Source organism: Dongia sp. (assembly GCF_041905885.1).
Lineage (GTDB): Bacteria > Pseudomonadota > Alphaproteobacteria > Dongiales > Dongiaceae > Dongia.
This window is the reverse complement of sequence record NZ_JAYRKD010000027.1, coordinates 38,840-61,955: the sequence shown is the minus strand read 5'-3', so window position 1 is coordinate 61,955 and position 23,116 is coordinate 38,840. Positions and strand designations below refer to the sequence as shown.

Annotated in this window: 20 protein-coding genes; 6 read left to right on the top strand and 14 right to left on the bottom strand. The window is 66.0% G+C overall.

The window, feature by feature from the left end:
* Nucleotides 1-77: 77 nt before the first annotated feature.
* Together ACH2CY_RS22305 and ACH2CY_RS22300 are read right to left on the bottom strand one after the other, a co-directional pair.
* Nucleotides 78-671 (bottom strand): mobile mystery protein B, encoded by a 594-nt coding sequence (locus ACH2CY_RS22305; protein ID WP_395021826.1) that lies wholly within the window; start codon nt 669-671, stop codon nt 78-80.
* Entirely contained in the window at nt 659-1,141 is a 483-nt protein-coding gene (locus ACH2CY_RS22300) for a mobile mystery protein A (protein WP_395021824.1), read from the bottom strand. Before ACH2CY_RS22300 ends, ACH2CY_RS22305 begins: the two co-directional genes overlap by 13 nt.
* A gap of 131 nt (nt 1,142-1,272) precedes the next feature.
* Here ACH2CY_RS22300 and ACH2CY_RS22295 point away from each other — a divergent pair, with 131 nt between their 5' ends.
* Nucleotides 1,273-2,124 (top strand): AAA family ATPase, encoded by an 852-nt coding sequence (locus tag ACH2CY_RS22295; protein WP_395021823.1) that lies wholly within the window; start codon nt 1,273-1,275, stop codon nt 2,122-2,124.
* Between the two features lie 179 nt (nt 2,125-2,303).
* Nucleotides 2,304-3,494: a VWA domain-containing protein gene (locus ACH2CY_RS22290; protein ID WP_395021822.1), complete on the top strand. Its 1,191-nt coding sequence runs from the start codon at nt 2,304-2,306 to the stop codon at nt 3,492-3,494.
* A 159-nt stretch (nt 3,495-3,653) separates the two neighbouring features.
* Here the strand turns inward: ACH2CY_RS22290 and ACH2CY_RS22285 are convergent, their stop codons facing one another.
* Nucleotides 3,654-4,370, bottom strand: a complete 717-nt coding sequence (locus tag ACH2CY_RS22285; protein WP_395021821.1) for a biotin/lipoate A/B protein ligase family protein — start codon at nt 4,368-4,370, stop codon at nt 3,654-3,656.
* 29 nt (nt 4,371-4,399) lie between these two features.
* Between ACH2CY_RS22285 and ACH2CY_RS22280 the strand changes: the two genes are divergently transcribed.
* Nucleotides 4,400-5,098: an extensin family protein gene (locus tag ACH2CY_RS22280; RefSeq protein ID WP_395021820.1), complete on the top strand. Its 699-nt coding sequence runs from the start codon at nt 4,400-4,402 to the stop codon at nt 5,096-5,098.
* 2 nt (nt 5,099-5,100) lie between these two features.
* Here the strand turns inward: ACH2CY_RS22280 and ACH2CY_RS22275 are convergent, their stop codons facing one another.
* The 9 genes from ACH2CY_RS22275 to mtgA form a co-directional block, all read right to left on the bottom strand.
* Nucleotides 5,101-5,979, bottom strand: coding sequence for a neutral zinc metallopeptidase (locus tag ACH2CY_RS22275; protein ID WP_395021818.1), 879 nt, complete (start codon nt 5,977-5,979; stop codon nt 5,101-5,103).
* Nucleotides 5,980-6,060: 81 nt separating this feature from the next.
* Entirely contained in the window at nt 6,061-7,203 is a 1,143-nt protein-coding gene (locus tag ACH2CY_RS22270; RefSeq protein WP_395021817.1) for a DUF2336 domain-containing protein, read from the bottom strand.
* A 55-nt stretch (nt 7,204-7,258) separates the two neighbouring features.
* Nucleotides 7,259-8,800 carry an ATP-binding protein gene (locus tag ACH2CY_RS22265; RefSeq protein ID WP_395021815.1) on the bottom strand — a complete coding sequence of 514 codons (1,542 nt, stop codon included), beginning with the start codon at nt 8,798-8,800 and terminating at the stop codon, nt 7,259-7,261.
* The gene (locus ACH2CY_RS22260) at nt 8,797-9,930 is read right to left on the bottom strand and encodes a DUF2336 domain-containing protein (RefSeq protein WP_395021814.1); all 1,134 of its coding nucleotides are present in this window, start codon (nt 9,928-9,930) and stop codon (nt 8,797-8,799) included. The genes ACH2CY_RS22265 and ACH2CY_RS22260 overlap by 4 nt, the downstream gene beginning before the upstream one ends.
* A 241-nt stretch (nt 9,931-10,171) precedes the next feature.
* Complete coding sequence (locus ACH2CY_RS22255; protein ID WP_395021812.1) at nt 10,172-10,576, bottom strand: YbaN family protein; 405 nt, start codon at nt 10,574-10,576, stop codon at nt 10,172-10,174.
* 10 nt (nt 10,577-10,586) lie between these two features.
* Nucleotides 10,587-11,315, bottom strand: coding sequence for a FecR domain-containing protein (locus ACH2CY_RS22250; RefSeq protein WP_395021811.1), 729 nt, complete (start codon nt 11,313-11,315; stop codon nt 10,587-10,589).
* Between the two features lie 169 nt (nt 11,316-11,484).
* Complete coding sequence (locus ACH2CY_RS22245) at nt 11,485-11,967, bottom strand: putative molybdenum carrier protein (protein WP_395021810.1); 483 nt, start codon at nt 11,965-11,967, stop codon at nt 11,485-11,487.
* 84 nt (nt 11,968-12,051) lie between these two features.
* Nucleotides 12,052-15,105, bottom strand: coding sequence for a PAS domain-containing protein (locus ACH2CY_RS22240; RefSeq protein WP_395021809.1), 3,054 nt, complete (start codon nt 15,103-15,105; stop codon nt 12,052-12,054).
* Between the two features lie 206 nt (nt 15,106-15,311).
* Nucleotides 15,312-16,049, bottom strand: coding sequence for a monofunctional biosynthetic peptidoglycan transglycosylase (gene mtgA, locus ACH2CY_RS22235; RefSeq protein ID WP_395021807.1), 738 nt, complete (start codon nt 16,047-16,049; stop codon nt 15,312-15,314).
* Between the two features lie 76 nt (nt 16,050-16,125).
* Between mtgA and ACH2CY_RS22230 the strand changes: the two genes are divergently transcribed.
* The gene (locus ACH2CY_RS22230) at nt 16,126-16,602 is read left to right on the top strand and encodes an MmcB family DNA repair protein (protein ID WP_395021804.1); all 477 of its coding nucleotides are present in this window, start codon (nt 16,126-16,128) and stop codon (nt 16,600-16,602) included.
* On the opposite strand, the gene ACH2CY_RS22225 is transcribed toward ACH2CY_RS22230, so the two are convergent.
* Nucleotides 16,592-17,812, bottom strand: a complete 1,221-nt coding sequence (locus ACH2CY_RS22225; protein ID WP_395021802.1) for a M24 family metallopeptidase — start codon at nt 17,810-17,812, stop codon at nt 16,592-16,594. The two genes, ACH2CY_RS22230 and ACH2CY_RS22225, sit on opposite strands and share 11 nt — an antisense overlap.
* An 11-nt stretch (nt 17,813-17,823) precedes the next feature.
* A complete protein-coding gene (locus ACH2CY_RS22220) occupies nt 17,824-18,759 on the bottom strand; it encodes a LysR substrate-binding domain-containing protein (protein ID WP_395021801.1) in 936 nt (311 codons plus the stop codon).
* Between the two features lie 112 nt (nt 18,760-18,871).
* Between ACH2CY_RS22220 and ACH2CY_RS22215 the strand changes: the two genes are divergently transcribed.
* Entirely contained in the window at nt 18,872-20,452 is a 1,581-nt protein-coding gene (locus ACH2CY_RS22215) for a trimethylamine methyltransferase family protein (protein ID WP_395021800.1), read from the top strand.
* Between the two features lie 174 nt (nt 20,453-20,626).
* Nucleotides 20,627-23,050 carry an FAD-dependent oxidoreductase gene (locus ACH2CY_RS22210; RefSeq protein WP_395021798.1) on the top strand — a complete coding sequence of 808 codons (2,424 nt, stop codon included), beginning with the start codon at nt 20,627-20,629 and terminating at the stop codon, nt 23,048-23,050.
* The last annotated feature ends 66 nt before the right edge of the window (nt 23,051-23,116 follow it).

Sequence of the window (23,116 nt, the reverse complement as noted above, 5' to 3'; positions counted from 1 at the left end):
GCCGGTGAAGGGCGAGCCCGGGACCGGCAAGACGTGCTGGCCGCGGAAGTGGCGGCGGCGCCGGTGACCTGCGCCCGCTAAAGCCCGACGAAGCTTAGGAGCGGCCCGACCTCGCCGGCATCCGCCCGTCGCAAGGCAGCGATGTACTGATCGCGCCGTGCATTGTCCCGCAGCAGGTCGGCGCCGGCGGCCCAGTCGATCGGCTTATGGCCGAAGCAATCCCGGAGATAGACATCGGCGGCGATACGCGCATGCCGGCCGTTGCCGTTCGGAAACAGGTGGACCTGAACCATCCGATGATGAAATCGCGCAGCGGCTTCGAGCGGGTGATAGGTGTGGTGCGCGCTCCAATAGCGCGCGTCGTCCAGCAGCATGCGCAGTTGCACGGCGATGTCGCGGGGATCGACGCCGATATTCTTCTCGGTGCGCCGAAGCTGGCCCGCCCAGCGCCAGACCTCGCCGAACAGGCGCAGATGCAGCCGGCGAACGAACGCGTCCTGGAGTATGTCGCGCCGCCTGAGCCGGCCCAGCCAAAGCAGGCCGCTGGCGATATTCGCCTGCTCCAGCGCGTTGAGCTCGGCGCGGGTCGTGACGTGCTTGAACTTCAGGCCTTCGGCTTCATCCGGGTCGAGCGGTGTCGCGCCGTCCGGCGCGCGCCCTAGGACAGCCAATCGTCTTCCCACAAGTCCGAAGGCATCTCATGCCGGAGGGTTTCGGCGATGCGGCGGACCTCGCTGTCATTCTCTCGGCGCGAGAGGGCCTGCCGCTCCAGCGCCATATGCGTGCTCGCGCTGGCGACGATGGCGCCCGCTTTCTTGAGCGCCTGCTTCCGGATGACGTCGTCGACTTTGCCCTCCACGGGGACCAGCGCATAGACGAACCGGCAGCCCATCGCTTCGGCAAAGGCGTGCATGGTCTTCAACGTGACATTGCCCGAGACCTCCGCCTGCTCCGCCTGCGAGATCCGGGCCCGCGTGACGCCCAACCGCTTGGCCAGCTGCGGTCGCGACATGCCGAGCGCCTGGCGCAGGGTTGCGATCCAGCCTTCCCGGGGCAGTGTGGTCGCAGGACTTGAAAGCCGGCCCGCGACCCGATCGACTATGCCCTGATATTGTCTGGTGGCGGCCTGCTTGACGCCCATGCTTCTCTGTCCGGATTGGGTATACATATAGGTTAACAATATCTACCTGAATGTCAATATATCTATTGACATAATCCCGGTGACCATCGCCTTTGACCTATACCGAAACTGAATCTAACTGGCTGATAAACATGAAATCTCCAAAGTTCACCGGCACATCCCGCTACATCACCACCCGCGACCTCGAGATCGCGGTCAACGCCGCGGTCACGCTGGGGAGGCCGCTGCTGGTGAAGGGCGAGCCCGGCACCGGCAAGACCGTGCTGGCCGAGGAAGTGGCGGCGGCGCTCGGGCTGCCGCTGATCACCTGGCACATCAAGTCCACCACCAAGGCGGCGCAGGGCCTCTATGAGTATGACGCGGTGGCACGTCTCCGCGACGGCCAGCTGGGCGACGAACGGGTGCACGACATCCGCAACTACATCGTCCAGGGCAAGCTCTGGAACGCCTTCGCCAGCGAGACGCCGGTGGTGCTGCTGATCGACGAGATCGACAAGGCCGACATCGAATTCCCGAACGACCTCCTGCAGGAGCTCGATCGCATGGAATTCTTCGTCTACGAGACCAAGCAGACGGTGAAGGCGCTGCACCGCCCCATCGTCATCGTCACCTCGAACAACGAGAAGGAGCTGCCCGACGCCTTCCTGCGCCGCTGCTTCTTCCACTACATCCGCTTCCCCGACAAGGCGGTGATGGAAAAAATCGTCGCCGCGCATTATCCCAACATCAAGCGCGAACTGCTGCGCGAGGCGATGACGCTGTTCTACGAGATCCGCGAAGTCCCCGGCTTGAAGAAGAAACCTGCGACCTCCGAGCTGCTCGACTGGCTGAAACTCCTGGTCGCTGACGAGGTGCCGGTCGAAGCGCTCCGCTCGCACGACCCCAAGGTCGTGGTGCCGCCGCTGCACGGCGCGCTTTTGAAGAACGAGCAGGACGTGCATCTGTTCGAACGGGTAGCGTTCCTGGCGCGCCGCGGGCAGTGAAATGAGCGACTGCGTCGCGCACTTTCTGATTTGGCTCCGCCGTCATCCCGGCACCCCGCCGACGAAGGTCGGCTTCGCCTCCGGGTGCCGGGATCCACGCCTTTCTTTCATCCGCGCCAAAGGCGTGGATGCCGGGACCAAGTCCCGGCATGACGGAAATTTAGAGGGGCGATAGCGAGGTGTTCGCCGGCTTCATCACCGCGCTCCGCAACCAAGGCGTCCCGGTCAGCCTCACTGAATACCTGGCCTTGATCGGCGCGATGAAGCAGGGCGTGGCGCAGCTTGATGTCGAGGATTTCTACTTCCTCGCCCGCGCGACCCTGATCAAGGACGAGCGGCTGATCGACCGCTTCGACCGGGTCTTCGCGCTCCATTTCCAAGGCCTCTCCGCGGTCGGTGGCGAGGTCATCGCCGAGATTCCCGATGACTGGCTGAAGGCGCTGGCGGAAAAATACCTCACCCCCGAAGAACTGGCGCAGATCCAGACCCTCGGCGGCCTGGACAAGCTCCTGGAGACGCTCCGCCAGCGCCTGGCCGAACAGAAGGAACGCCACGAGGGCGGCTCGAAGTGGATCGGCACCGCCGGCACCTCGCCTTTCGGCGCCTACGGCGCCAACCCCGAAGGCATCCGCATCGGCCAGCACGAGTCACGCAACCGCCGCGCGGTGAAGGTCTGGGACAAGCGCGAGTTCAAGGACCTCGACGGCGAGGTCGAGCTCGGCACCCGCGCCATGAAGCTCGCCCTCCGCGGCTTGCGGCGCTGGGGCCGCGAAGGCGAGGCCAACGAGCTCGATCTCAACTCCACCATCCGCAAGACCGCGGAGAATGCCGGCTCGCTCGACATCCAGATGCGCCCGGAGCGCCGCAACAAGATCAAGGTGCTGTTGCTGCTCGATATCGGCGGCTCGATGGACGACCATGTCGAAGAGTCGGCGCGGCTGTTCTCCGCCGCCAAGTCCGAGTTCAAGCATCTCGAGACCTGGTATTTCCACAACATGCCCTATGAGCGGCTGTGGCGCTCGAACCGCCGGCGCTATGACGAATGGACGCCGACCAGCCAGGTCTTGAACACCTATGGCGGCGACTGGTCATTGATCCTGGTCGGCGACGCCACCATGAGCCCCTATGAGATCCTGCAGGCCGGCGGCTCGGTGGAGCACAACAACGACGAAGCGGGCTCGGTCTGGCTCGGGCGGTTCCTGAAACACTACCCGCGCGCGGTCTGGATCAACCCGCGCGACCGCGAACGCTGGGACTACACCCAGTCGGTGAAGCTGATCCGCCAGTTGATGGGCGAGCGGATGTATCCGCTGACCCTCGATGGATTGGACGATGCGCTGCGGGCGTTGACCCGTCCGCCGAAGCTTTAGCGCAGGCGGAAGCGACCCGCTCTGACCTGACCGGATTCCGAGCCTTTTGGCTTTCGCTGCTCCGGAGGTCGTCAAGACCGTACCCGATTTGTTCCCACAAGTCAAGTATCGAGCAAGCTATTGAATAGGCGCGCATTATTGCCAGCGGCAGACGCAATATTATTGCCCGCGCGCAAACTCAACTTGCCGCGATGCCGCCTCGAATGCGTCCGCAGAAACGCCCGAAATCCCCTGCAACGTGCCCATCACGTCGCGCCGGAATTTGGCCGGCGCGCCGGCCGCTTCGAGGAACTGCTCCAGTCGATCGATTTCCGGATCCAGCGTCCCATCAATCCAGACCATCGCATGCACCAGCACCGCCGAGAGCAATTGCCCGTCCCGCGAACCCCCGGTGGTCCCTTGGCGCCGCCGCTGCGCGATGCCGATGATCTTCCGTCTCCCGATCGCGATGTCGTAGCGCCCGGGGCAGCAGCTGCCTTCGATCTCGCCGACCTGTGCGGCGACGCCGCAGCGCTGCAAGGCCGCGAGCATCGCCTCGGCGAATGGCTGGAAGGCCGCATCGATGGTCGGCGCCTGGTCGCGCGGCGTTGCATAAGCCAGCGAGACGTTGAGCGTGCCGGCGGTCTGCGGCACCGGCCCGCCGCCGGTCCGGCGCACCACCACCGGCCAGCCGCGTTGCGCCGAAGCCTCTGCCGCGGCGGCGAAGGCCGGGCGCTGTGCCAGCAGCGGCGTCACCACCAGGCAGGGGCTGGTGCGCCAGAGCCGCAGCACGCCGCGCTCCGGATGCTCCAGCACATCCTCCAGCAGCTGCATTTCTCCGGCGATATCGCTTTCGGCGCTCGCCCCCGGCAACCCGCGCCTGATCTCGAGGTTCATGAGACAGGCCTTAGCATATTCGGACGACCTTGAAACGCTTTCGCCGGCTCGTGTTGTTCGCCCTGCTGGCGCTGGTCGCTGCCGGCGGCGCTCTCTATGAGGGCTGGATCCGCGTCCCGCCGGATCTCTTCCCCTGGGGGCCGGTGATGTTGGATCGGAAGCCCGGCTGGTTCGCCAACATCCAGCTGAACGGCCTATCGACCGACGGTGCCGCCTGCCGCGCGGCGCTCGGGCGTACCGCGATGAAGTTCTCGGTGATGGCCGACCGCAAGATCGGTGAGGATTGCGGCTTCACCAATGTGGTGCGCGCCGATGCGACGTCGATCGCCATGAGCCCGCGGCCGGTCGCGACCTGCGCCATGACCGCCGGCCTCTATTGGTGGCAGCAGCGCCTCGACGCGATCGCGCAGGCCGAGCTCCACAGCCGCGTGGTCCGCATCGATCAGCTCGGGACCTACGCCTGCCGCAACATCAACTCCGCCGCCGAAGGCCGCCGCAGCCAGCATGCCACCGCCAACGCCATCGACATCGCCGCCTTCCACCTGGCCGACGGCCGGGTGATCTCGGTCTTGAAGGACTACGGCAAGCCGACGCCGGAGGGCCGCTTCCTCGACGCCGCGCATGACGAGGCCTGCGGCCTCTTCAACATCGTGCTGGGGCCGGACTACAACCGGCTCCACGCCAACCACTTCCACCTCGATCTGGGCGGCTTCCGGTTTTGCCGGTGAAGCTACAGCGTCTTCGCGGTCAGCGTGTCGCAGGCGTTGACGTCGCCGCTCTCCATGCCGCGCTTGAACCAGCGGACCCGCTGCGCCGAGGTGCCGTGGGTGAAGCTGTCGGGCACCACGTAGCCCTGGCCCTGCTCCTGCAGCTTGTCGTCGCCGATCGCGGTCGCGGCGTTCAGCGCTTCTTCGACGTCGCCGGGCTCGACGATCTTGCGCTGGTTGGCGTGGTAGGCCCAGACGCCGGCGAAGCAATCGGCCTGCAGCTCGATCCTGACCGATGCGGAATCGGCGCCCGACTGGCCACCGCCGCCGAAGGCGCGTTCGATATCCTCAGTGGACCCGATCAGCTGCTGGATGTGGTGCCCGACCTCATGCGCAATCACATAGGCCTGGGCGAAGTCGCCCGGCGCCTGGAAACGCTGCTTCAGCTCCTCGTAGAAGGAGAGGTCGATATATACCTTGGCATCGCCGGGGCAGTAGAACGGCCCCATCGCCGCGGCGCCCGTGCCGCAGGCGGTCGCGGTCCGGCCGGTGAACAGCACCAGCCGCGGCGGCTGGTAGGTGGCGTTCGACTGCTGGAAGATCTCGCTCCAGGTATCCTCGGTATCGGCCAGCACGACCTGGACGAATTGCGCGCCCTCGTCGTCCTGCGGGATCGGCGTGGTGTTGGCCGGCTGCTCATAGCCGCCGACACTGCCGCCTTCGATCTGCGAGAGCAGCGCGCTGGGATCGACGCCGAAGAACCAGCCGACCAGCAGGATCACGACCAGGCCGAGCCCGCCGACCTTGATGCCGCCGCCCCCGCCGCCAAATCCGCCGCCGAAGCCACCGGAGCCGCGCCGGTCTTCCACATTCGTGCTGCGCCGCCCGCCGCGCCAAAGCATGTCCGCCTCCCAACTGAAGTGAAGCGCAGTCTAACCCAGGCGAAACACCTTGCGGAGGGGCTTGGTTGCCTTGCTGGGATATCACGCGCTCTCGGCGCCGTTGGCTTCCGCCCGCGCGGTCCGACGCCAGGTCCTGATCTCGACCTCGACCCGGTCCTGGGGGATGGTGTCGAAGAGATCGAGCGCGCCGCCCAGCGCCCCCGCCGCGACCAGCCCGTCCTGCGACTGCGCCTTGCGCCAGAGCAGGTAGATGGTGGCGAACTCTTCGCGCGCCATGCCGATCGCGCGCGCGGCGATGGCGATGCTCTCGCCGTTGTTCTCCTTGACGAAGCGCTGCACCAGGCCGATCGGCAGGCTGGCCATCCTGGCGAACATCGCCTCGGCCATGGCCCGCTCGCCGCGCCGCAAGGTCTCGACCATCAGCCGCGGCGAGAGCCGGAAGCGCGGGTCCGGCAGCGGCATGCCGTCCGGTTCCGTCGCGGGCTCGGTTGGGACCCGGGCGGCGCCAGTGAAATCCGGTTCGCGCGGCGCGCCGCTCTCGACCGCGAGGCTCAGCAGGTTGCGCAACCGCGCGATCGTGTCGCCTTCCTCCGGCGCCAGTTCGAAACGCTCGATCAGTTCCTCGCGCACCGCCGGGTCGGCCCATTCGGCCATCTCGATCCCGGCCTCTTCCATCAGCTCCGGACGCTTGGCGATACGCTGCTGCAGGTCCAGGTCGTCGCGCGCCAACTCGATCGCGCCGGCCATGGCCGGGATCGAGAGCTTGATGGTCTCGTTCTTCAACAGGACCCGGGCGAGGTCGGGATCGCTCCGGCGCATCAGGGCATCGGCCACGATCATCGGCAGCGCGCGGCGCGCGGCGATGATGGTCGCGCGCTCGGGATCCTCGCTGAGCGCCATCAGGTCCATGGTGGCGAGCGATTCCGCCTGGAACAGCACCAGCGAGGCGATCTCGATATCGTCCCCGGCCAGCAGCTTCGCGAGCTCGCCCGGCGCGAAGGGCGCGTTGGCCGTCGCATAGGCGAGTTCCAGCCGCGCCTCGACGGTCGCGAAGGGATGCAGGATCTCCAGCAATTCAATGAAGCCGCGCTTCTCGCCCTCGCTCAGGCCCTGACCGCGCGCCAGGAACAGCTGCCCCAGCAGGCCGAACAACCGCGACCGCCCCTCCGGCGTGCGGTCGCGCGCCGACTCCATCAAGGCTTCGATGCTGAAGGCTTCGGTCATGGAATCACAGTGTAGCAGATGCGCGGATCAAGTCCGCGCATTACCGCATACCCGGCTACTTCACCGCCTGCAGGTGACCGCCCTCGATCGAGCGTTCGGGGGGAAGGGTGACGGTGGCGCGGGTGCCCTTGCCGACGGTGCTCTCCAACGCGAGGTCGCCGCCATGGAGCCGCGCCAGGCCGCGGGAGAGCGGCAGGCCCATGCCAATGCCCTCGAAGCGGCGGTCGAGGTCGGCCTCGACCTGGGCGAAGGGCTCCATCACCCGGTCGAGATGCTCCGGCGCGATGCCGATCCCGTTGTCCTCGACGGTGATCACCACGCCGCCCTCGGGTGCCATCGTGCCGGAGAGGCGCACGCGGCCGCCGGGCGCGGTGAACTTCACCGCATTGCCGAGCAGGTTGACCAGGATCTGCTTCATCTTGCGCTTGTCGGCATTGATGCGCGGCAGGCGCGGCGAGAGGTCGGCGCTGAACTTGATGGCGCGGGCTTCCATCCGGCTGGCCACGATGCGGCGCGCGGACTCGAACAACTCCTCGACGTTGCAGGCCGCCTCGTGCAGCTCGACCTCGCCGGTCTCGATCCGCGACATGTCGAGGATGTCGTTGATGACTTCCAGCAGGCGCTGCGCGCTGCCGTGGATGTCGCCGACATAGGCGCGGTATTCCGGATTCTCGACCGGGCCCAGCAGGCCCATGCGCATCACGTCGGTGAAGCCGATGATCGCGTTCAGCGGCGTGCGGAGCTCATGGCTCATGTTGGCGAGAAAATGGCTCTTGGCCCGGCTGGCGACTTCCGCCGCCTCCTTGGCGGTGCGCAGACTCTCTTCGCGGCGGGTCAGCTCGGTGATGTCGGTGGCGGCGCCGCGGAAGCCCTTGAGGCTGCCGTCGCTCTTGTCGAAGATCGGCGCGGCGCTCATCAGGAACAGCTTGCGGCGGCCGTTGCTGTCATCGGCGTCGAACGGCTGGTCGCGGAACGGCGAGAGCCGCTCCAGTCGTCTGCGGAGCGCTTGGCGCAGCGGCTCCGAGCTCACCATCGACATCAGGTTCCGGCCGATCAGCTCATGCGGCGAGAAGCCGAGCACGTTGTTCACCCGGTGGGTGACCATCTGCAGGTTGAAGCCGGCGTCGGTCTCCCACATCCAGTCGGAGGAGAGCCGGATGAAATCCATGTGGCGCTCGACGACGATCGGACTCTCGTCGGTACGCTCGGCGACCTCGGTCGAGAGATTGAGCAACCCGCCGAAGCCGACCAGCTGGCCGCGCTCGTCGAACAGCGGCACCAGGCGCGAGCGTAGGACGGCGCCGGTCGCAATGGTGTCTTCGCGGAACATCGGCTGGCGCTTGAGGTCGATCTCCTCGGCGATGTCTTTGAGCGGCAGGATCTGGCCGACCGGCTTGCCGCCGGCCTTGCTCTCGGTGATCTTGCGGAAGGCGGCGTTGCTCCAGGTGATCTCCCCGCGGGTATCGGCCTGGAAGCAGGCCGGGCCGAACTCCAGCATTTCCTTGGCGAAGGCCTGCTGCAGCAGCTCGGGCCTGCTGGCGGCCGCGGCCGCCTTGCCTTTCGGCGCCGGCGAGACGAGGAAGGGATTGGGCTTCATGCGCGCTGTCGTCCTTGTTGCTCTTCCACGCTTCTGATGGCGTAGAGGTAGTCGGGGTCGCGGCGCCAGCGGCCGATGACGGTCGCGGCGTTGCCGTGGTTGATGCGGTCGAAAAATTCGAGGGCGCGGCCGAGATCGGCCGGGTCCATCGAGGTGCCGCCGGGCCGGGCCTTGCGGGTCAGGAGATAGATGCTGGCGAACTCTTCACGGGAGAGGCCGATGCCGCGGGCGACCACGGCGAGGCCCTGTCCGCCTTGCTCGTAGCAGAGGCGGCGGATCAGCGCGGGGCGCAGGCCGGCCATCTCGGCCAGCATCGCCTCGAACAGCGGGACCTCGCCGCGGCGCAGCGTCTGCATCAACAGGCGCGGCGTCAGTTTGCGGCCTTCGCCCAGTGCCTGGGCCAGCGCGCCGGCGGCGTCGGGATCGGGCTCGTGCGGCTTCTCGGATTCCTCGCGGGCGATAGGCTCCAGGTTGTCGTCGAGCTTGTCGATGTCGATGTCGAAGCGATCGACCAGCGACTGGCGGATCGCGGCGGAGACCCAGAGGCACATACGGCGCGCCAGCTCCGGCGGCAGGTCACGGCGCTTCACCAGCGGCTCCTGGAACTCGTCCACCGCCTTCGATTGCTCGACCAGGTAGGCCATGGTGGCGCGCGAGATATGCGCGTCCTGGTTCTCCAAGAGGGTGCGGATCACATCCTTCTCGCCGGATTCGACCAGGGCGTCGGCGACTGCGGTCGAGAGGTCGCGGCGCATGGCGATGGCGAGGAGATGCTGGGTCGAGCGGTTGCGCACGATCTCGATCAGGTCGGCGTCCTGCAGCACCTTGCTGCGGATCAGCATCGGGCTGGCGATGTCGATCTCGTCGTTGGCGAGCAGCACCGCCAGCTCGCGCGGCGTGCCGGGCGCGTCGGCCAGCTTCACCGTGAGCTTGCGGCGGATCTCGCGGCTGACCTCGCGGATCAGCTTCTCCAGGATGTCGGTGATGAGGGCGCGCTCTTGCAAGGTGAGCACGGTGTTCCGTTCCAGGAACACGTCTCCCATGGCTTCGAACAGCTGCTCACGCGCCTGGTCCGACTTCTGCCGGGCCAGGGTCATCAGCTGGTCGCTACTGAGGGGTTCCAACGCCATCCCCGCCCCACATTGGCGCTTCCCGAGCCCGATTTGGCGCCCGTGAATCGCCTCACATACGGATACGGTACAGTCCTAATCTCGTTAATGTCAAACCAATACGCGAAGATTCTGCGCTATAGATTTGATTCAGAAAGGGAATTTAGGCTTAAGAAAAGCTGAACAATCAATATTCCGCGTCTGCGAATGCTGCTAGCCACTAGGCATAGGGCATTATCCCCCGCCCGGGGTGTGTAAACCCTTAACGCGGAAGGGGTCCCGCGGGGTTCTCCGATTCGCAAGGTGAGGCTGCCGAGGGACGCGTCAGCACATAGGCGGCGGCGCCGATCATCGCCGCCGCAACCGCCGCGGCCAGCAACAGGCTGGGCTGGTGGCCCCACCAGAACAGGGCATAGCCGAGCACCATGCCGGCGCAGGCGAGCCGCTTGGCCTTCACCGGGATCGCCCCGCGCTCGCGCCACGCACGCAGCACCGGGCCGAACTGCCGATGGTTCAGCAGCCAGTTCTCGAGGCGCGGCGATGAGCGCGCGAAGCAGGCCGCGGCGAGAATGAGGAAGGGCGTGGTCTGCAGCAGCGGCAGGAAGGCGCCGACGAAACCGACGGCGACCAGCAGGCTGCCGGCGGCAAAATAGGCGGGGCGCTTCAACGCCGCGCGGTTAGAACTCGGTCGAAGAGACCAGCTTGTCGATCTTCTCGGCCTTCCAGTTGATCACTTTCCCCATGTCGTTGGGGTCCATGCCGAGTGCGCGGGCCGGCTCGCCGACCGCCAGGCCCTGCTTTTGGCCAAGATCGACGCCCTTGGAGATCGGCGCGTTCGGCAGGTCGTCCAGGGTCTCGCCGATGCCCTTGGCGTTGACCGTGCCCTCCAGCACCAGCAGCGAGGTGGTTTGGTCCCTGATCGACATGATCCATTCGGTGCCGCGGGCGGCGCTGGTCACCAGCGAGGAACTGATCTCGAAGCTGGAGCCCTCGCCGGCCTTGGCGACGGCGGCGCGCACCACGCCGTCCAGCAGAGTTGCGGCGATGTCGCGCTTCGAGCCGGCGAATTTCGCGGTATCGATATTGAGCTTGGAGTTCTCGCCCAAGGTGATGACCGAGCCGTCCTTGAACTCGATCTTCAGCCGGGCCCCCGGGCCGGTCACGATGCCGTCGCCGGCTTCGATCGGGGTGCCGGCCACCATGGTGCCGTCGTCTTTCTTGGCGGGTTCGGCCAGCATGACGTTGCCGCCGCTGCGGGCGGCCCGGGCCTGGCCCCTAAGCTTGGTGACCGCGCCGACCGAATCCGCCGCGAGCGCCAAGCCAGGCAGCCCCATGGCGGCGCAGAGGGCGGTCGTCATCCGCAGGAACAGGCGGCGGCCGAAGCCGGGATTCCGATCGGGCAACATGGTGCGAGAGCCTCTTCGAGTGCGTGAGTCTCAACAGGAGACCCGTTCGAACCTATTGCCTCTTTCACCCCCGACCTTGTCAAGCCGACAAGGTTAACAACCCCGTGTGAAAGAGAATCCCACACACAAAGGTGGCGGCAGGACATAATAGCTGCCGTTCACAGCTGCGTCAGCCCATCCAGGCCGGTGCATCCGCCGCGGCGAACAGCGCGTCGAGCGTCGCCTTGGCCTGGCGGCCGATGCCGGACTGCTTGCTCTCGCGCGGACCCGCCACGTTCAGCGTTTCGATCGCGTGTTCGCGCAGCCAGGTGATGAAGCCGGCCGCCTCCAGCTTGCTGTTGAGATCGATGACCAGAGCGGGTTTGCCGTATTCGCGGCAGAGAAAGACCGTGCGCTGGGTACCGCCTTCGGGCCGGCCGCGGGTGAGGATCAAGGTGCCGTCGGAATGCGCGACATTGAGCGCGGTCCGCATCGCATATTCGGGCGACGCGCATTCGGTGAGCCGGTATTTCGCGGCGATGCGACCGCTCTCCGAACGGCGGCCCTTCGGGCAATAGCCGCCATGCGGGATCCCGCGCCGGATCGCGAAATCAAGCGCCGCGCGGTCCACCCCGGTCTGGCCGCCGGACACGATCTTCTTCAGCCTGAGCATTGGACCGGCGAGCTTACCGGCATGGGAACAAAATAGCAACTCTGGGATCGGCCCAGAGCCGACGTGGCAAGGCGCGCTTGCCCTTCAGATCGCGATCTTGGCTTTCGCTTCGGCTTCCGGCTCGGGGAGGGCGTTGAGGTCGGGAATGACGCGGTCCGCCGGCAGGGTGATGGTGACGGTCGTGCCTTTGCCGGGCTCGCTCTGGACCTCGATGCGGCCGTTGTGCAGCTCGATCAGGCGCCGCGAGATGGCGAGGCCGAGACCGCTGCCGCCGAACTGGCGGCTGATCGAGTTGTCGCCCTGGCGGAAGGGGCGGAACAGATGCGGCAGCACGTCGGGCGGGATGCCGATGCCGGTATCGATCACCGCGACTTCGACCTCGCCGTCCTTGGTGAGCCGGCCTTCGATCCTGACCGAGTGGTTGCGCGGCGTGAACTTCACCGCGTTGGAGAGCAGGTTCAGCAGGATCTGCTTCATGCCGCGCTCTTCGGCCCAGACCCGTGGCAGCGCCCCGAATCCGGCGGAGGAGAGCTTCACCGCGCCTTCGGCGGCGCGCGACTTCATGATGTTCAAACAGACGTTGACCACGTCGCCGATGCTGAGCTCCTCCTCATAGAGGTCGTGCTTGCCGGCCTCGAGCTTGGAGACATCGAGAATGTCGTTGATCAGCTCCAGGAGCAGCAGGCCGCTCTCGTGGATGTCGCGGGCATAATCGACGTAGCGCGCCTGGTCGGAACCGAACAGCTGGTCGCGGATGACCTGCGAGAAGCCGATGATGGCATTCAGCGGCGTGCGGAGCTCGTGGCTCATGTTGGTGAGGAACTCGCCCTTCGAGCGGTTGGCGAGCTCGGCCTCGTTCTTGGCCTCGATCAGTTCCTGCTCGTGCTGCTTCAGGTCGGTCACGTCCTGGATCGCACCGAACAGCTGCGCGGTGTTGCCGTCCTGATCGCGCATGCGCTCGCCGGCCGAGCGGATGTAGAGCGTGGTGCCGTCGGGGCGCAGCATCCGGTATTCCAGCGAATAGGAGTCGATCTCCTCGCGCGCGAAGGCGTTGCCGATCGGCATCAGGCGCAGACGGTCGTCCGGATGGACGAAGCGCTCGATGTAGTCCGGGAGGCTCGCGATCGGCTGCTCGGGCACGCGCTGCAGAATCTCCGTGTAAAACTCATGGTCGAACACGATGCGGCGCGCGCCGTGCTGATCCTCCTCGGTGTGCCAGCAATAGAGCTTGGCGACACGCTGGGCGCGGCGCAGCTGGTATTCCGAACGGCGGAGGTTGGCCTCGGCGGTCTTCACCTCGGTCAGGTCCTGGATGATGCCGATGCCGTAGAGCGGCCGCCCGTGCTCGTCACGGATGCGCTCCGAGACCGAGCGCACATGGCGAATCTCGCCCGAGGGATGGGTGACGCGGTAGCTCATGGTGTAGTTGTCGACCAGGCCCTGGTCGAAATCCCTGAACACCTGCAGCACCATCTCGCGGTCGTCCGGATGGACGTAGCGCGCGCAGAAGGCCTTGCCGTCGTCCCAATGCAGCTCGTCGCGCTCGGCGCCGAAGATCTCGCAGATCTCGTCTGAAAGCTGGCTGTGGTTGACGTCCTCGTTGCTGCCGTCCGGGCTCTCCCAGTACCAGTAGCCGAGCTTGGCCAGGCGGTAGGCGCGGCGCATCTGGCGCTCGACCCGGCGCATCGCGATCGCCGAGCGCCGGAGGCCGGTCACATCCTGGACGATGCCGTTGATCTGGACCAGGCGCCCCGCCGCGTCGAGGCGCTTCTCCGCGCTTTCGAGCACATGGCGGATCGAGCCGTCCGACAACACCACGCGGTATTCCTGCACGTAGCTCGGTGCGTCGCCGTGGAGGAAGGTCTCATCCAGCTTCTTCAGGTCCTCGCGGTCGTCGCGATGGACGTAGCGGTCGTAGAAGGCGCCGCCGGATGCATTCATCTCGGCCAGGGGGACGCCGAAGATCTCCGCCGCTTCCGGCGACCAGGAGTAGGGCGCCTTGGTGAGCTCGCCGGATTGCGCATTCGGGTCGAACGACCAATGGCCCATCCTGGCGATCTTATAGCCGAGCTTCAGCTTGGCCTCGCTCTCGCGCAGCGCGATGTCGGCGAGCCGCTGATCGGTCACGTCCTGGATGGTGCCGACGATCTGGGTGACGCGGCCGCTGTCGTCGCGAATCTTCTCGGCGCATTCCCGGATGTAGGAGGTCCGGCCGTCGGGCCGCAGGAACCGGTATTCGTGCGTGTAGCTGGTGCGCGAGTCGGTCAGGAAGTCGACGTTGAGGGCGCGCAGCTCCGCGCGGTCCTCCGGGTGGATATAGAGATCGTAGAAGGCGTCGCCGATGTCGAGCGCGTCGCTGGAGACGCCGTAGATCTCCCAGACCTGGTTGGAATAGGAGTAGACGCCCTTGCCGCCGCCCGAGCGCGGCCGGTTGGGCTCGAAGCTCCAGTGACCGAGCTTGGCCATGCGGAAGCCGTGCTGCAGCTTCGCCTCGCTCTCGCGGATCGATTGCTGGGCGCGGCGGGCGTCGGTTACATCCTGCAGCGTGCCCGCCATGTAGCTCAGGCGGCCGTCGGCATCGAGCACCTTCTCGGCGCATTCGCGGATGTAGCGCTCGCCGAGCTGCGGATGCAGGATGCGGTATTCCTGCACATGGACCGTGCCGTCGCCCTGCTCGAAGTCGATGTAGCGGCGGCGCGCCAGCGGCCGGTCCTCGGGATGGACGAGGTTCCAGTAGTCGACGCCGGCAGCGGTCAGCTCTTCCGCCGCGATGCCGAGCAGTTCCTTGGTATCGTCGGTGTAGGTGTAGACGCCGTCGCCGTCGGCCGGGCGCCATTGCCAATAGCACAGCCGCGCGATGCGATGGGCCTGGCGCAGCATCGCTGCCTGCTGCATCAGCGCGCCATCGCGCGCCGCCGCGGTCGGGGCGGAAGAGGCGGCCTGCCGCGCCGTCGGCGCCGCGTTCAGCCGCAAAAGCCAGGTGATGGCGATGGCCGCCAGCAGCAGGATGGCGATGAGGCCGACCGGGCGGCTGCCGAACCACTCGGCCAAACCGGCGCAGGCAGCCGCGATCGCCACCAGGAGGGCGGCGGTCGTTGCGGGGGTCTTCAATGCGGCGGGCGGTTGGTTTCCGGCCACTCCGGCCTCTAAGCAGTTGCGCGAAGGTGCGAATTACGGACGCCAGACTGCCGTCCAATCCTTGAAGATTTGGTTTATTCAGGCCGCGTCCGCGCCGCGCAGATCCAGCAAATTCGACTTAAATTACAGCGCCCTAATGTGACTTTTCAGGGCCTTGCCGGCGGGACCGAGAGCGCTTCTCGGGAATCCAGTCCCAAATTTCGGCGTCAGCCGCCTTTTCGCCCGCAGGGATCATCCTTAGGGTCGGGGATGTCCATCATGCGCGCCATGATGGTCGCGGTGCGGGACTGGACATAGGGGCCGGGCTTGGCGACCGACCATTTGAGCGGCGAAGGCAGGACCGCGACCAGCAGCGCCGCCTCGCGCCCGCTGAGCTGGCTCGCCGGCTTCTTGAAGTAGGTCTGGGCCGCGGCTTCCGCGCCATAGATGCCGGGGCCGAACTCGACCACGTTCAGATAGACCTCGAGGATGCGCTTCTTGCCCCACATCAGCTCGATCAGGCCGGTGAAGTAGTATTCCAGCGCCTTGCGGATGTAAGTGCGGTCGGGCCAGAGGAAGGCGTTCTTGGCGGTCTGGTTGCTGATCGTGCTGCCGCCGCGGATCCGCTTGGATTTGGCGTTGCGGTTCCAGGCCTTCTGGATCGCCTCCCATTCGAAGCCCCGATGCGCGCAGTAACCGGAATCCTCAGCCGCGATCGCCGCCCGCGGCAGGTTCGGCGAGATCTCCTCATAGGAGACCCAGTCCTTCGAAAAGCCGTGGCCCTGCACCAGGCGGATCACCATCAGCGGCGTCAGCGGCACCGGCAACCAGGCATAGAGCGCGGTCCAGAACACCGAGATCAGCAGGAAGAGACCGATCGCGCGCGCGACGAAGCGCAAGACCCGCCGCACCAAACCGCGCTTCGGCGGTGCGGCGGCGATCACTTCCGGCTCCCCTTCAGGCATGGCCCCTTCTGGCATACTTGCTCATACCGGCATCGTGACCCCTGGACAAGCCGGGGCGGGGTGGCGAAGCTCAGTCATGCTGCAAGTTTCCCACCAGCTTTCCGCGCCCGAAACGCCGTTCGAATCTCCGCTGGCGGCGCAGCGCATCTGCCGTGGCGTCGTGCGTCTGCTGGATGGACTGGGCTTCGCGTCGCTGCATGAGTTTCCGCTGAAAGCACGGCGCCGTGCCGACGTGATCGCGTTGAGCAGCGCCGGCGAGATCGTGATCGTCGAGGTAAAATCCGGCCGCGCCGATTTTCAGTCCGACCGGAAATGGCCGGAATATCTCGAGTTCTGCGACCGCTTCTTCTTCGCGGTCGAGCCCGATTTCCCGCGCGAGATCCTGCCGCTCGATTGCGGCCTGATCGTCGCCGACGCCCATGGCGGCGAGATCGTCCGGCCGGCGCCGCAAGGCAAGCTCAACGGCAACCGCCGAAGGGTGCTGACGCTGGAGATTGCGATGTCCGCCAACCGGCGGCTGGCGCGGCTGCTCGATCCGGACCCTACGCTTTAAGCCCGAACGGGTCGTCGCAGGAAGGCGAGGGCTCGGTGAACCACTTGGCGCCGTCCTTGGTCATGTAGAAATGATCTTCGAGGCGGACGCCGAACTTGCCGGGGATGCAGATCATCGGCTCGTTCGAGAAGCACATACCGACATCGAGCGGAGTGTCGTCGTTCAAGACGAGATATGGACCCTCATGCCCGTCGAGACCGATGCCGTGTCCGGTGCGGTGCGGCAGGCCGGGCAGCTTGTAGCCTTCGCTCATGCCGTTGGCGACCAGGCTCTTGCGCGCGGCGCGATCGACGTCGCCGCAGGGCACGCCGAGCTTCGCGGCCTTGAAGGCGGCGATCTGCGCGTCCTTCTCGATCTGCCAGTATCGGCGCTGTTCCTCGCTGGGCTCGCCGAAGACATAGGTGCGGGTGATGTCGGAGAGATAGTTGTGCAGCCGGCAGCCGGTGTCGATCAGCACGAAGTCGCCATCTTTGAGGATCTGCGGATCCTTCACCCCGTGGGGAAAGGCGGTGGCTGGGCCGAACAGCACGATGCAGAAGGTCGAGCCCGGCGCGCCGACCTTGCGGTGCGCCTGCTCGATGAAGCTCTCGACCTCGGTGGTGCTGATGCCTGCGCGGAGGATCGAGGCGGCGGCTTGCTGCACAACGAGCGTCATGTCCTTGGCGCGCTGCATCAGCGCCAGTTCCGCCGCCGATTTCTGCATGCGGCAGGTGCGGGTGATCTCGGACGCATCGAAGAAATCGTAGCGGTTGCCCAGCACCCGGATCTTGTCGAACAGGAAGAAGGGCGTGCTCTCGTCGATGCCGACCCGCGCCGTGCTGTCGCCCGGGCACATCCGGTCCAGCATCGAGATGAACAGCGCGGTCGGCGCCTCGTGCTCCTCCCAGCAATTCACCTTGCCGGGGATGACCATGTAGTCATGGACGGTGCCTTCCTCGAACTTCGGCGCCAGGAACTCGATCTCGCCTTCGGCCGGCAGAACGGCGCCGACCATGCGCTCGGAAGCATGCCAGCGCATGCCGGTGAAATAGAGCAGGCTCGACCCGGCATTGAGGTAGACCGCGGCGATGCCGCGGCCGCGCATCAGCTTCTGCGCCTTCTCGATCCGCGCGCGGTATTCCGCTTCGCCGATCGGCTGGACCCCCGCCGTCATGTTGGAGAGTTCGGCGAGCGCCTGCTCCGCCGTCTTGCCGCCGACGCCGATGGTCATGATGTACTCCGCTATTGCGCTGCGATTGGGCTCTTCTGTCCCACAATCACCGGATCTTCCGCAACCAGATCGACCAGCCATTCGCGGAAGCGCCGGATTCGGGGCTCCTCGGCGCGCTCCTTTAGGCAGGTCAGGTACCAGCGCGCCGGCTGCGGCACGTCGATCGCGAAGGGCTGCACCAGGCGGCCGCTCTTGATGTCGGGCGCCGCCAGGAAATGCGGCACCAGGGCGATGCCCTGGCCGTCGATCGCGGCTTCGATCGCCAGCAGATAGGTGTCGTATTTCGCCGCCGAGCGGCCCTTCAGTTGTGGGACACCGGCGGCGTCGAGCCAGTGATGCCAGTCCTCGACCGCCGTATAGACTTCCAGCATCGCGTGGTTGACCAGGTCGGCCGGCTGCCGCAACCCCATGCCGGCCTGCGCGATGCCGGGGGTGCAGATCGGGGTCAGCCGCGCGTCGAAGAGATGCGTGTAATGGAGCTCCGGATTGTCCGGCTTCACCGTCGAGATCATGCCGATATCGGCGAAGCTCGGGTCGAACTCCCAGTGGAAGTCGCGGGTATGGAAGCGGACCAGGATGTCGGGATGGCGCGCCTGGAAGAAGTGCAGCCGCGGGATCATCCAGCGCATCGCCACCGTGATGTAGAGCTGCACCGTCAGATCGCCGCCGAGCTCCGCCCGGCTCACCAGGGCGGCGCCCTGGGCGATCCGGTCGAAGCCGTCGCGGAGATAGGGATAGAACTGCGCCCCGGCATCGGTCAGCACCATGCCGCGCGAGACCCGGCGGAACAGCGCCACCTTCAGCGCATCCTCCAGGGCGGCGATCTGGTGGCTGACCGCCGACTGGGTGATCCCGAGCTCCTCGGCGGCCCGCCGGAAGCTCTGGTGCCGGGCCGCGGCCTCGAAGCTGCGCAAGGCGGTCAGGGAGGGGATTTGGCGCTTGGACATGCGCCTCTATAACATGAATTCAATTCATCACTCTATGAAAAGGTCTCGCTTGTGGCGAGGGCTCTATCACAGGATTATCGCCAAAAATCAGCATTCTGCGAGGATTTGAACCATGAGTGACGTTCAAGCCGGGGCTCCCCGCGCCGAGCCCGGCGCCAGGCGCGGCGGACGCGAGGCACGCCGTGCCCTGCGCGCAGCACCCTTGCCGCAGAATGAGCGCCCGGTCCGGGCCGGCATGGAGGGCGGGCGTTACAAGCCGCTCTCCGACGGCGACATCCTGAAGATCCACAACACCGCGCTCGATATTCTCGAGCAGATCGGCCTCGCCGACGCGATCCCGACCGGCATCGAATACATGACACGCGCCGGCGCGAAGCTCACCGACAAGGGACGGCTCGTCTTCCCGCGTGCACTCGTCGAAGACACGCTCGCCAAGTGCGCGCGCAACTTCGTGCTGCACGGCCAGGACCCGCGCCACGACATGGAGCCCTGGGGCAAGCGGGTCTATTACGGCACCGCGGGTGCGGCCGTGCACATGGTCGATCCGGTGACCGGCGAATATCGCGAGTCCACGACCAAGGACCTCTACGACATCGCGAGGATGGTCGACACGCTGGACAACATCCATTTCTTCCAGCGTTCGGTGGTGTGCCGCGAGCTGCCCGATCCGCTCGAGATGGATTTCAACACCTGCTACGCCAGCGTGATGGGCACCACCAAGCATGTGGGCTCGAGCTGGGTGCATCAGGACCATCTGAAGAAATCCTTCGAGATGCTCCACATGATCGCCGGCGGCGAGGACAAGTGGCGCGCGCGTCCCTTCGTCAGCCAGTCGAACTGCTTCGTCGTGCCGCCGCTGAAATTCGCGCAGGATGCCTGCGCCTGCCTGGAGCTGGCGGTGCATGGCGGCATGCCGGTGCTGCTGCTGTCGGCGGGCCAGGCGGGCGCCACCGCGCCGGCCGCGCTCGCCGGCGCCATCGCGCAGGAAGTCGCGGAATGCCTTGCGGGTCTCGTCTACGTGAACTCGATCAAGCCGGGCCATCCGGCGATCTTCGGCACCTGGTGCTTCGTCTCGGATCTCCGCACCGGCGCGATGTCCGGCGGCTCGCCGGAACAGGCCTTGCTCTCCGCCGCCTCAGCGCAACTAGCACAGTTCTACAACCTCACCGGCGGCACCGCCTCGGGGATGACCGATGCGAAGATGCCGGACGCGCAGTCGGGCTATGAGAAGGCCTACAACCACGCTTTGGTCGGCAACGCCGGCGCCAACCTCATCTACGAATCGGCCGGCATGCAGGCGAGCCTCTTGGGCTTCTCCCTGGAGAGCCTGCTGATCGACAACGACATCATCGGCGCCGCGCAGCGCACGATCAAAGGGATCGAGGTCACCGAGGATTCGCTCTCGCTGGAGACGATCCGCCAGACCTGCCTGAGCGGCCCCGGCCATTTCCTCGGCTCGGACCAGACGCTCGCGCGGATGCAGTCGGAATATGTCTATCCGGTGATCGGCGATCGCTCGAACCCGAAGGACTGGGTCGAGCAGGGCCGGCCGACCATCCTCGACCGCGCGATCAAGAACACCAAGTCGATCCTGGCGAAACACTATCCGCGCCACGTCTCGGACGAGATCGACGATCAGATCCGCGCCAAGCTGCCGGTCAGGCTCGCCCGCGAGGCGATGCGGCCGGCTTAGGTTGACAGACGCACCCCCACCCCGGCCCTCCCGGCCGTCCGCGAAGGCGGACATTCGTCCTCGAAGGGGGAGGGAGCAGAGGGCGATCTCGATCAACCCCCTCCCCCTTCAGGGGGAGGGTAGGGGCGGGGGGACGAAACACGCAGCGTTGCTGCGAAGAACTGAGGAACGAACATGCCAGACCATGCCCGCGTAGTGATCATCGGCGGCGGGGCCGTCGGCACCAGCGTGCTCTACCACCTGGCCAAGCTCGGCTGGACCGATTGCCTGCTGATCGACCGCGATGAGCTGGCCTCCGGCTCGACCTGGCATGCGGCCGGCAACGTGCCGAACTATTCGACCTCCTGGAACGTCATCAAGTACCAGCGCTACACCTCGAAGCTCTACGCGAAGCTCGGCGAGGAGGTCGATTATCCGATCAACTACCATGTCACCGGCTCGATCCGACTCGCGCACCGCAAGGAGCGGATGGAGGAATATGGCCATGTGAAGTCGATGGCCCGCGCGCAAGGCATCGATTTCGAGGTGATCGGGCCGAACGAGATCAAGGACAAGTATCCGTTCATCGAACTGGACGACATCAAAGGCGGCCTCTGGGATCCCTTCGACGGTGACATCGATCCCTCGCAGCTGACCCAGGCCTTCGCCAAGGGCGCCAAGGACAAGGGCGCCAAGGTGCAGCGCTTCAACCCGGTCCGTGCGATCCGGCAAAAACCCTCGAGAGAATGGGAACTCGACACCAAGAACGGCATCGTCACCGCCGAGATCGTGGTCAACGCCGCCGGTTACCGCGCGGGCGAGGTCGCGGCCATGGTCGGCCAGTACCTGCCGCTGGTTTCGATGCAGCACCAGTATCTGGTCACCGAGCAGATCCCGGAACTCTCGCAGTTGAAGCAGAAGCTGCCGCTGCTGCGCGATCCCGATGTCAGCTACTACCTGCGCCAGGAGCGCGAAGGCCTCCTGCTCGGTCCCTATGAATGGGATTGCAAGGCCGACTGGCTGAACGGCATCCCGGAGGAGTTCTCCTTCCAGCTCTATCCCGACGATCTCGACCGCCTGGAGAAGTATATCGAGGCCGCGATCGGCCGGGTGCCGATCCTCGGCCAGGTCGGCATCCAGAAGGTGATCAACGGGCCGATTCCCTATTCGCCGGACGGCAATCCCTATATCGGCCCGCAGCACGGCCTACGCAATTTCTACAACTGCAACACCTTCAGCTTCGGCATCAGCCAGGCGGGCGGAGCGGGCAAGACCATGGCCGAGTGGATCGTCTACGGTCAGCCGGAATGGGATCTCTGGGGCTTCGACCATCGCCGCTTCACCGATTTCGCCGACCATGCCTATGTCCATCACAAGGCGGTCGAGCTCTATCAGAACGAATACGAGATCGGCTTCCCGGTGGAGGAACGCCCCGCCGGCCGGCCGCGCAAGGTGACGGCGCTCTACGACAAGCTGAAAGCCAAGGGCGCCTTCTTCGGCGCGCGCGGCGGCTGGGAGCGCGCCGCTTATTTCCCGCGCAATGCCAGGGAGGCCGAGCAGAAGCTCTCCTTCCACCGCGGCGAGATGCGCTGGTTCGCCCCGGTCGCCGAGGAATGCAAGGCGGTCAACGAGCGCGTCGGCATCATGGACTTGGGCGGCTTCACCAAATATTGGGTGAGCGGCGCGGGGGCCGAGGCATGGCTCGATCGCATCATCTGCGGCAATCTGCCGAAGCTCGGGCGCGTGTCGCTGGGCTATGCGCTGACGACACGCGGTACGATTCTCTCCGAGTTCACCATCACCCGCGTGGCGGCGGACAGGTTCTATCTGCTCTCGGCCGGTTCGGCCTTGTGGCATGACACCGACTGGCTGCAGGCGCATCTGCCGGGCGACGGTTCGGTGCAGCTGGAGGAGGCGAGCCAGGCCGGTTCTTCGCTGGTGATCGCCGGGCCGAAGAGCCGCGAACTGCTGTCGAAGCTGACGGACGCGGATCTCTCCAACACCGCCTTTCCCTGGCCGAGTGCCAAGGAGATCACGGTCGCGGGGAAGAAGGTCTTGGCCTTGCGCGTGAACTATGTCGGCGAGCTCGGCTGGGAGCTGCATGTCCCGATGGCGGATCTCGTCCATGTCTATGACGCGGTCTGGAAGGCTGGCGAGTCCTTGGGCATCGCCGATTTCGGCATGTATGCGATGGAGAGCCTGCGCCTGGAGAAGGGCTACCGCTCCTGGAAGCAGGACATCACCCACGAATACACGCCCTTCGATGCCGGGCTCGAGCGCTTCGTGAAGCTGGAGAAAGGCGACTTCATCGGGAAGAAGGCTTTGCTCGAACGCCATGCCAAGGGCGAGGCCGAGCGCTTCGTGCCGCTGATCGTCGACACCCCGACCGCCGATGCGCTGACCTGCTCGATCGTGTTCGACGGCAATACGCAAGTCGGCATCGTTGGCTCCGGCGGCTACGGCCACCGCATCGGCAAGAGCATCGCACTCGCCTATGTGCGCAAGGACTTGGCGGCGCCCGGCTCGAAGCTGGAAATCGAAATCCTCGGCCAGCGCTATAAGGCGACCGTGGCCCAGGAGCCGATCTACGATCCGAAGAACGAAAGGCTCAGGGCATGATGGCGATGGCCTGCACCCGCTGCTGCCTCCCTCTCGACGAGTCTAGGGTTGGGCTCCATCTCCCAC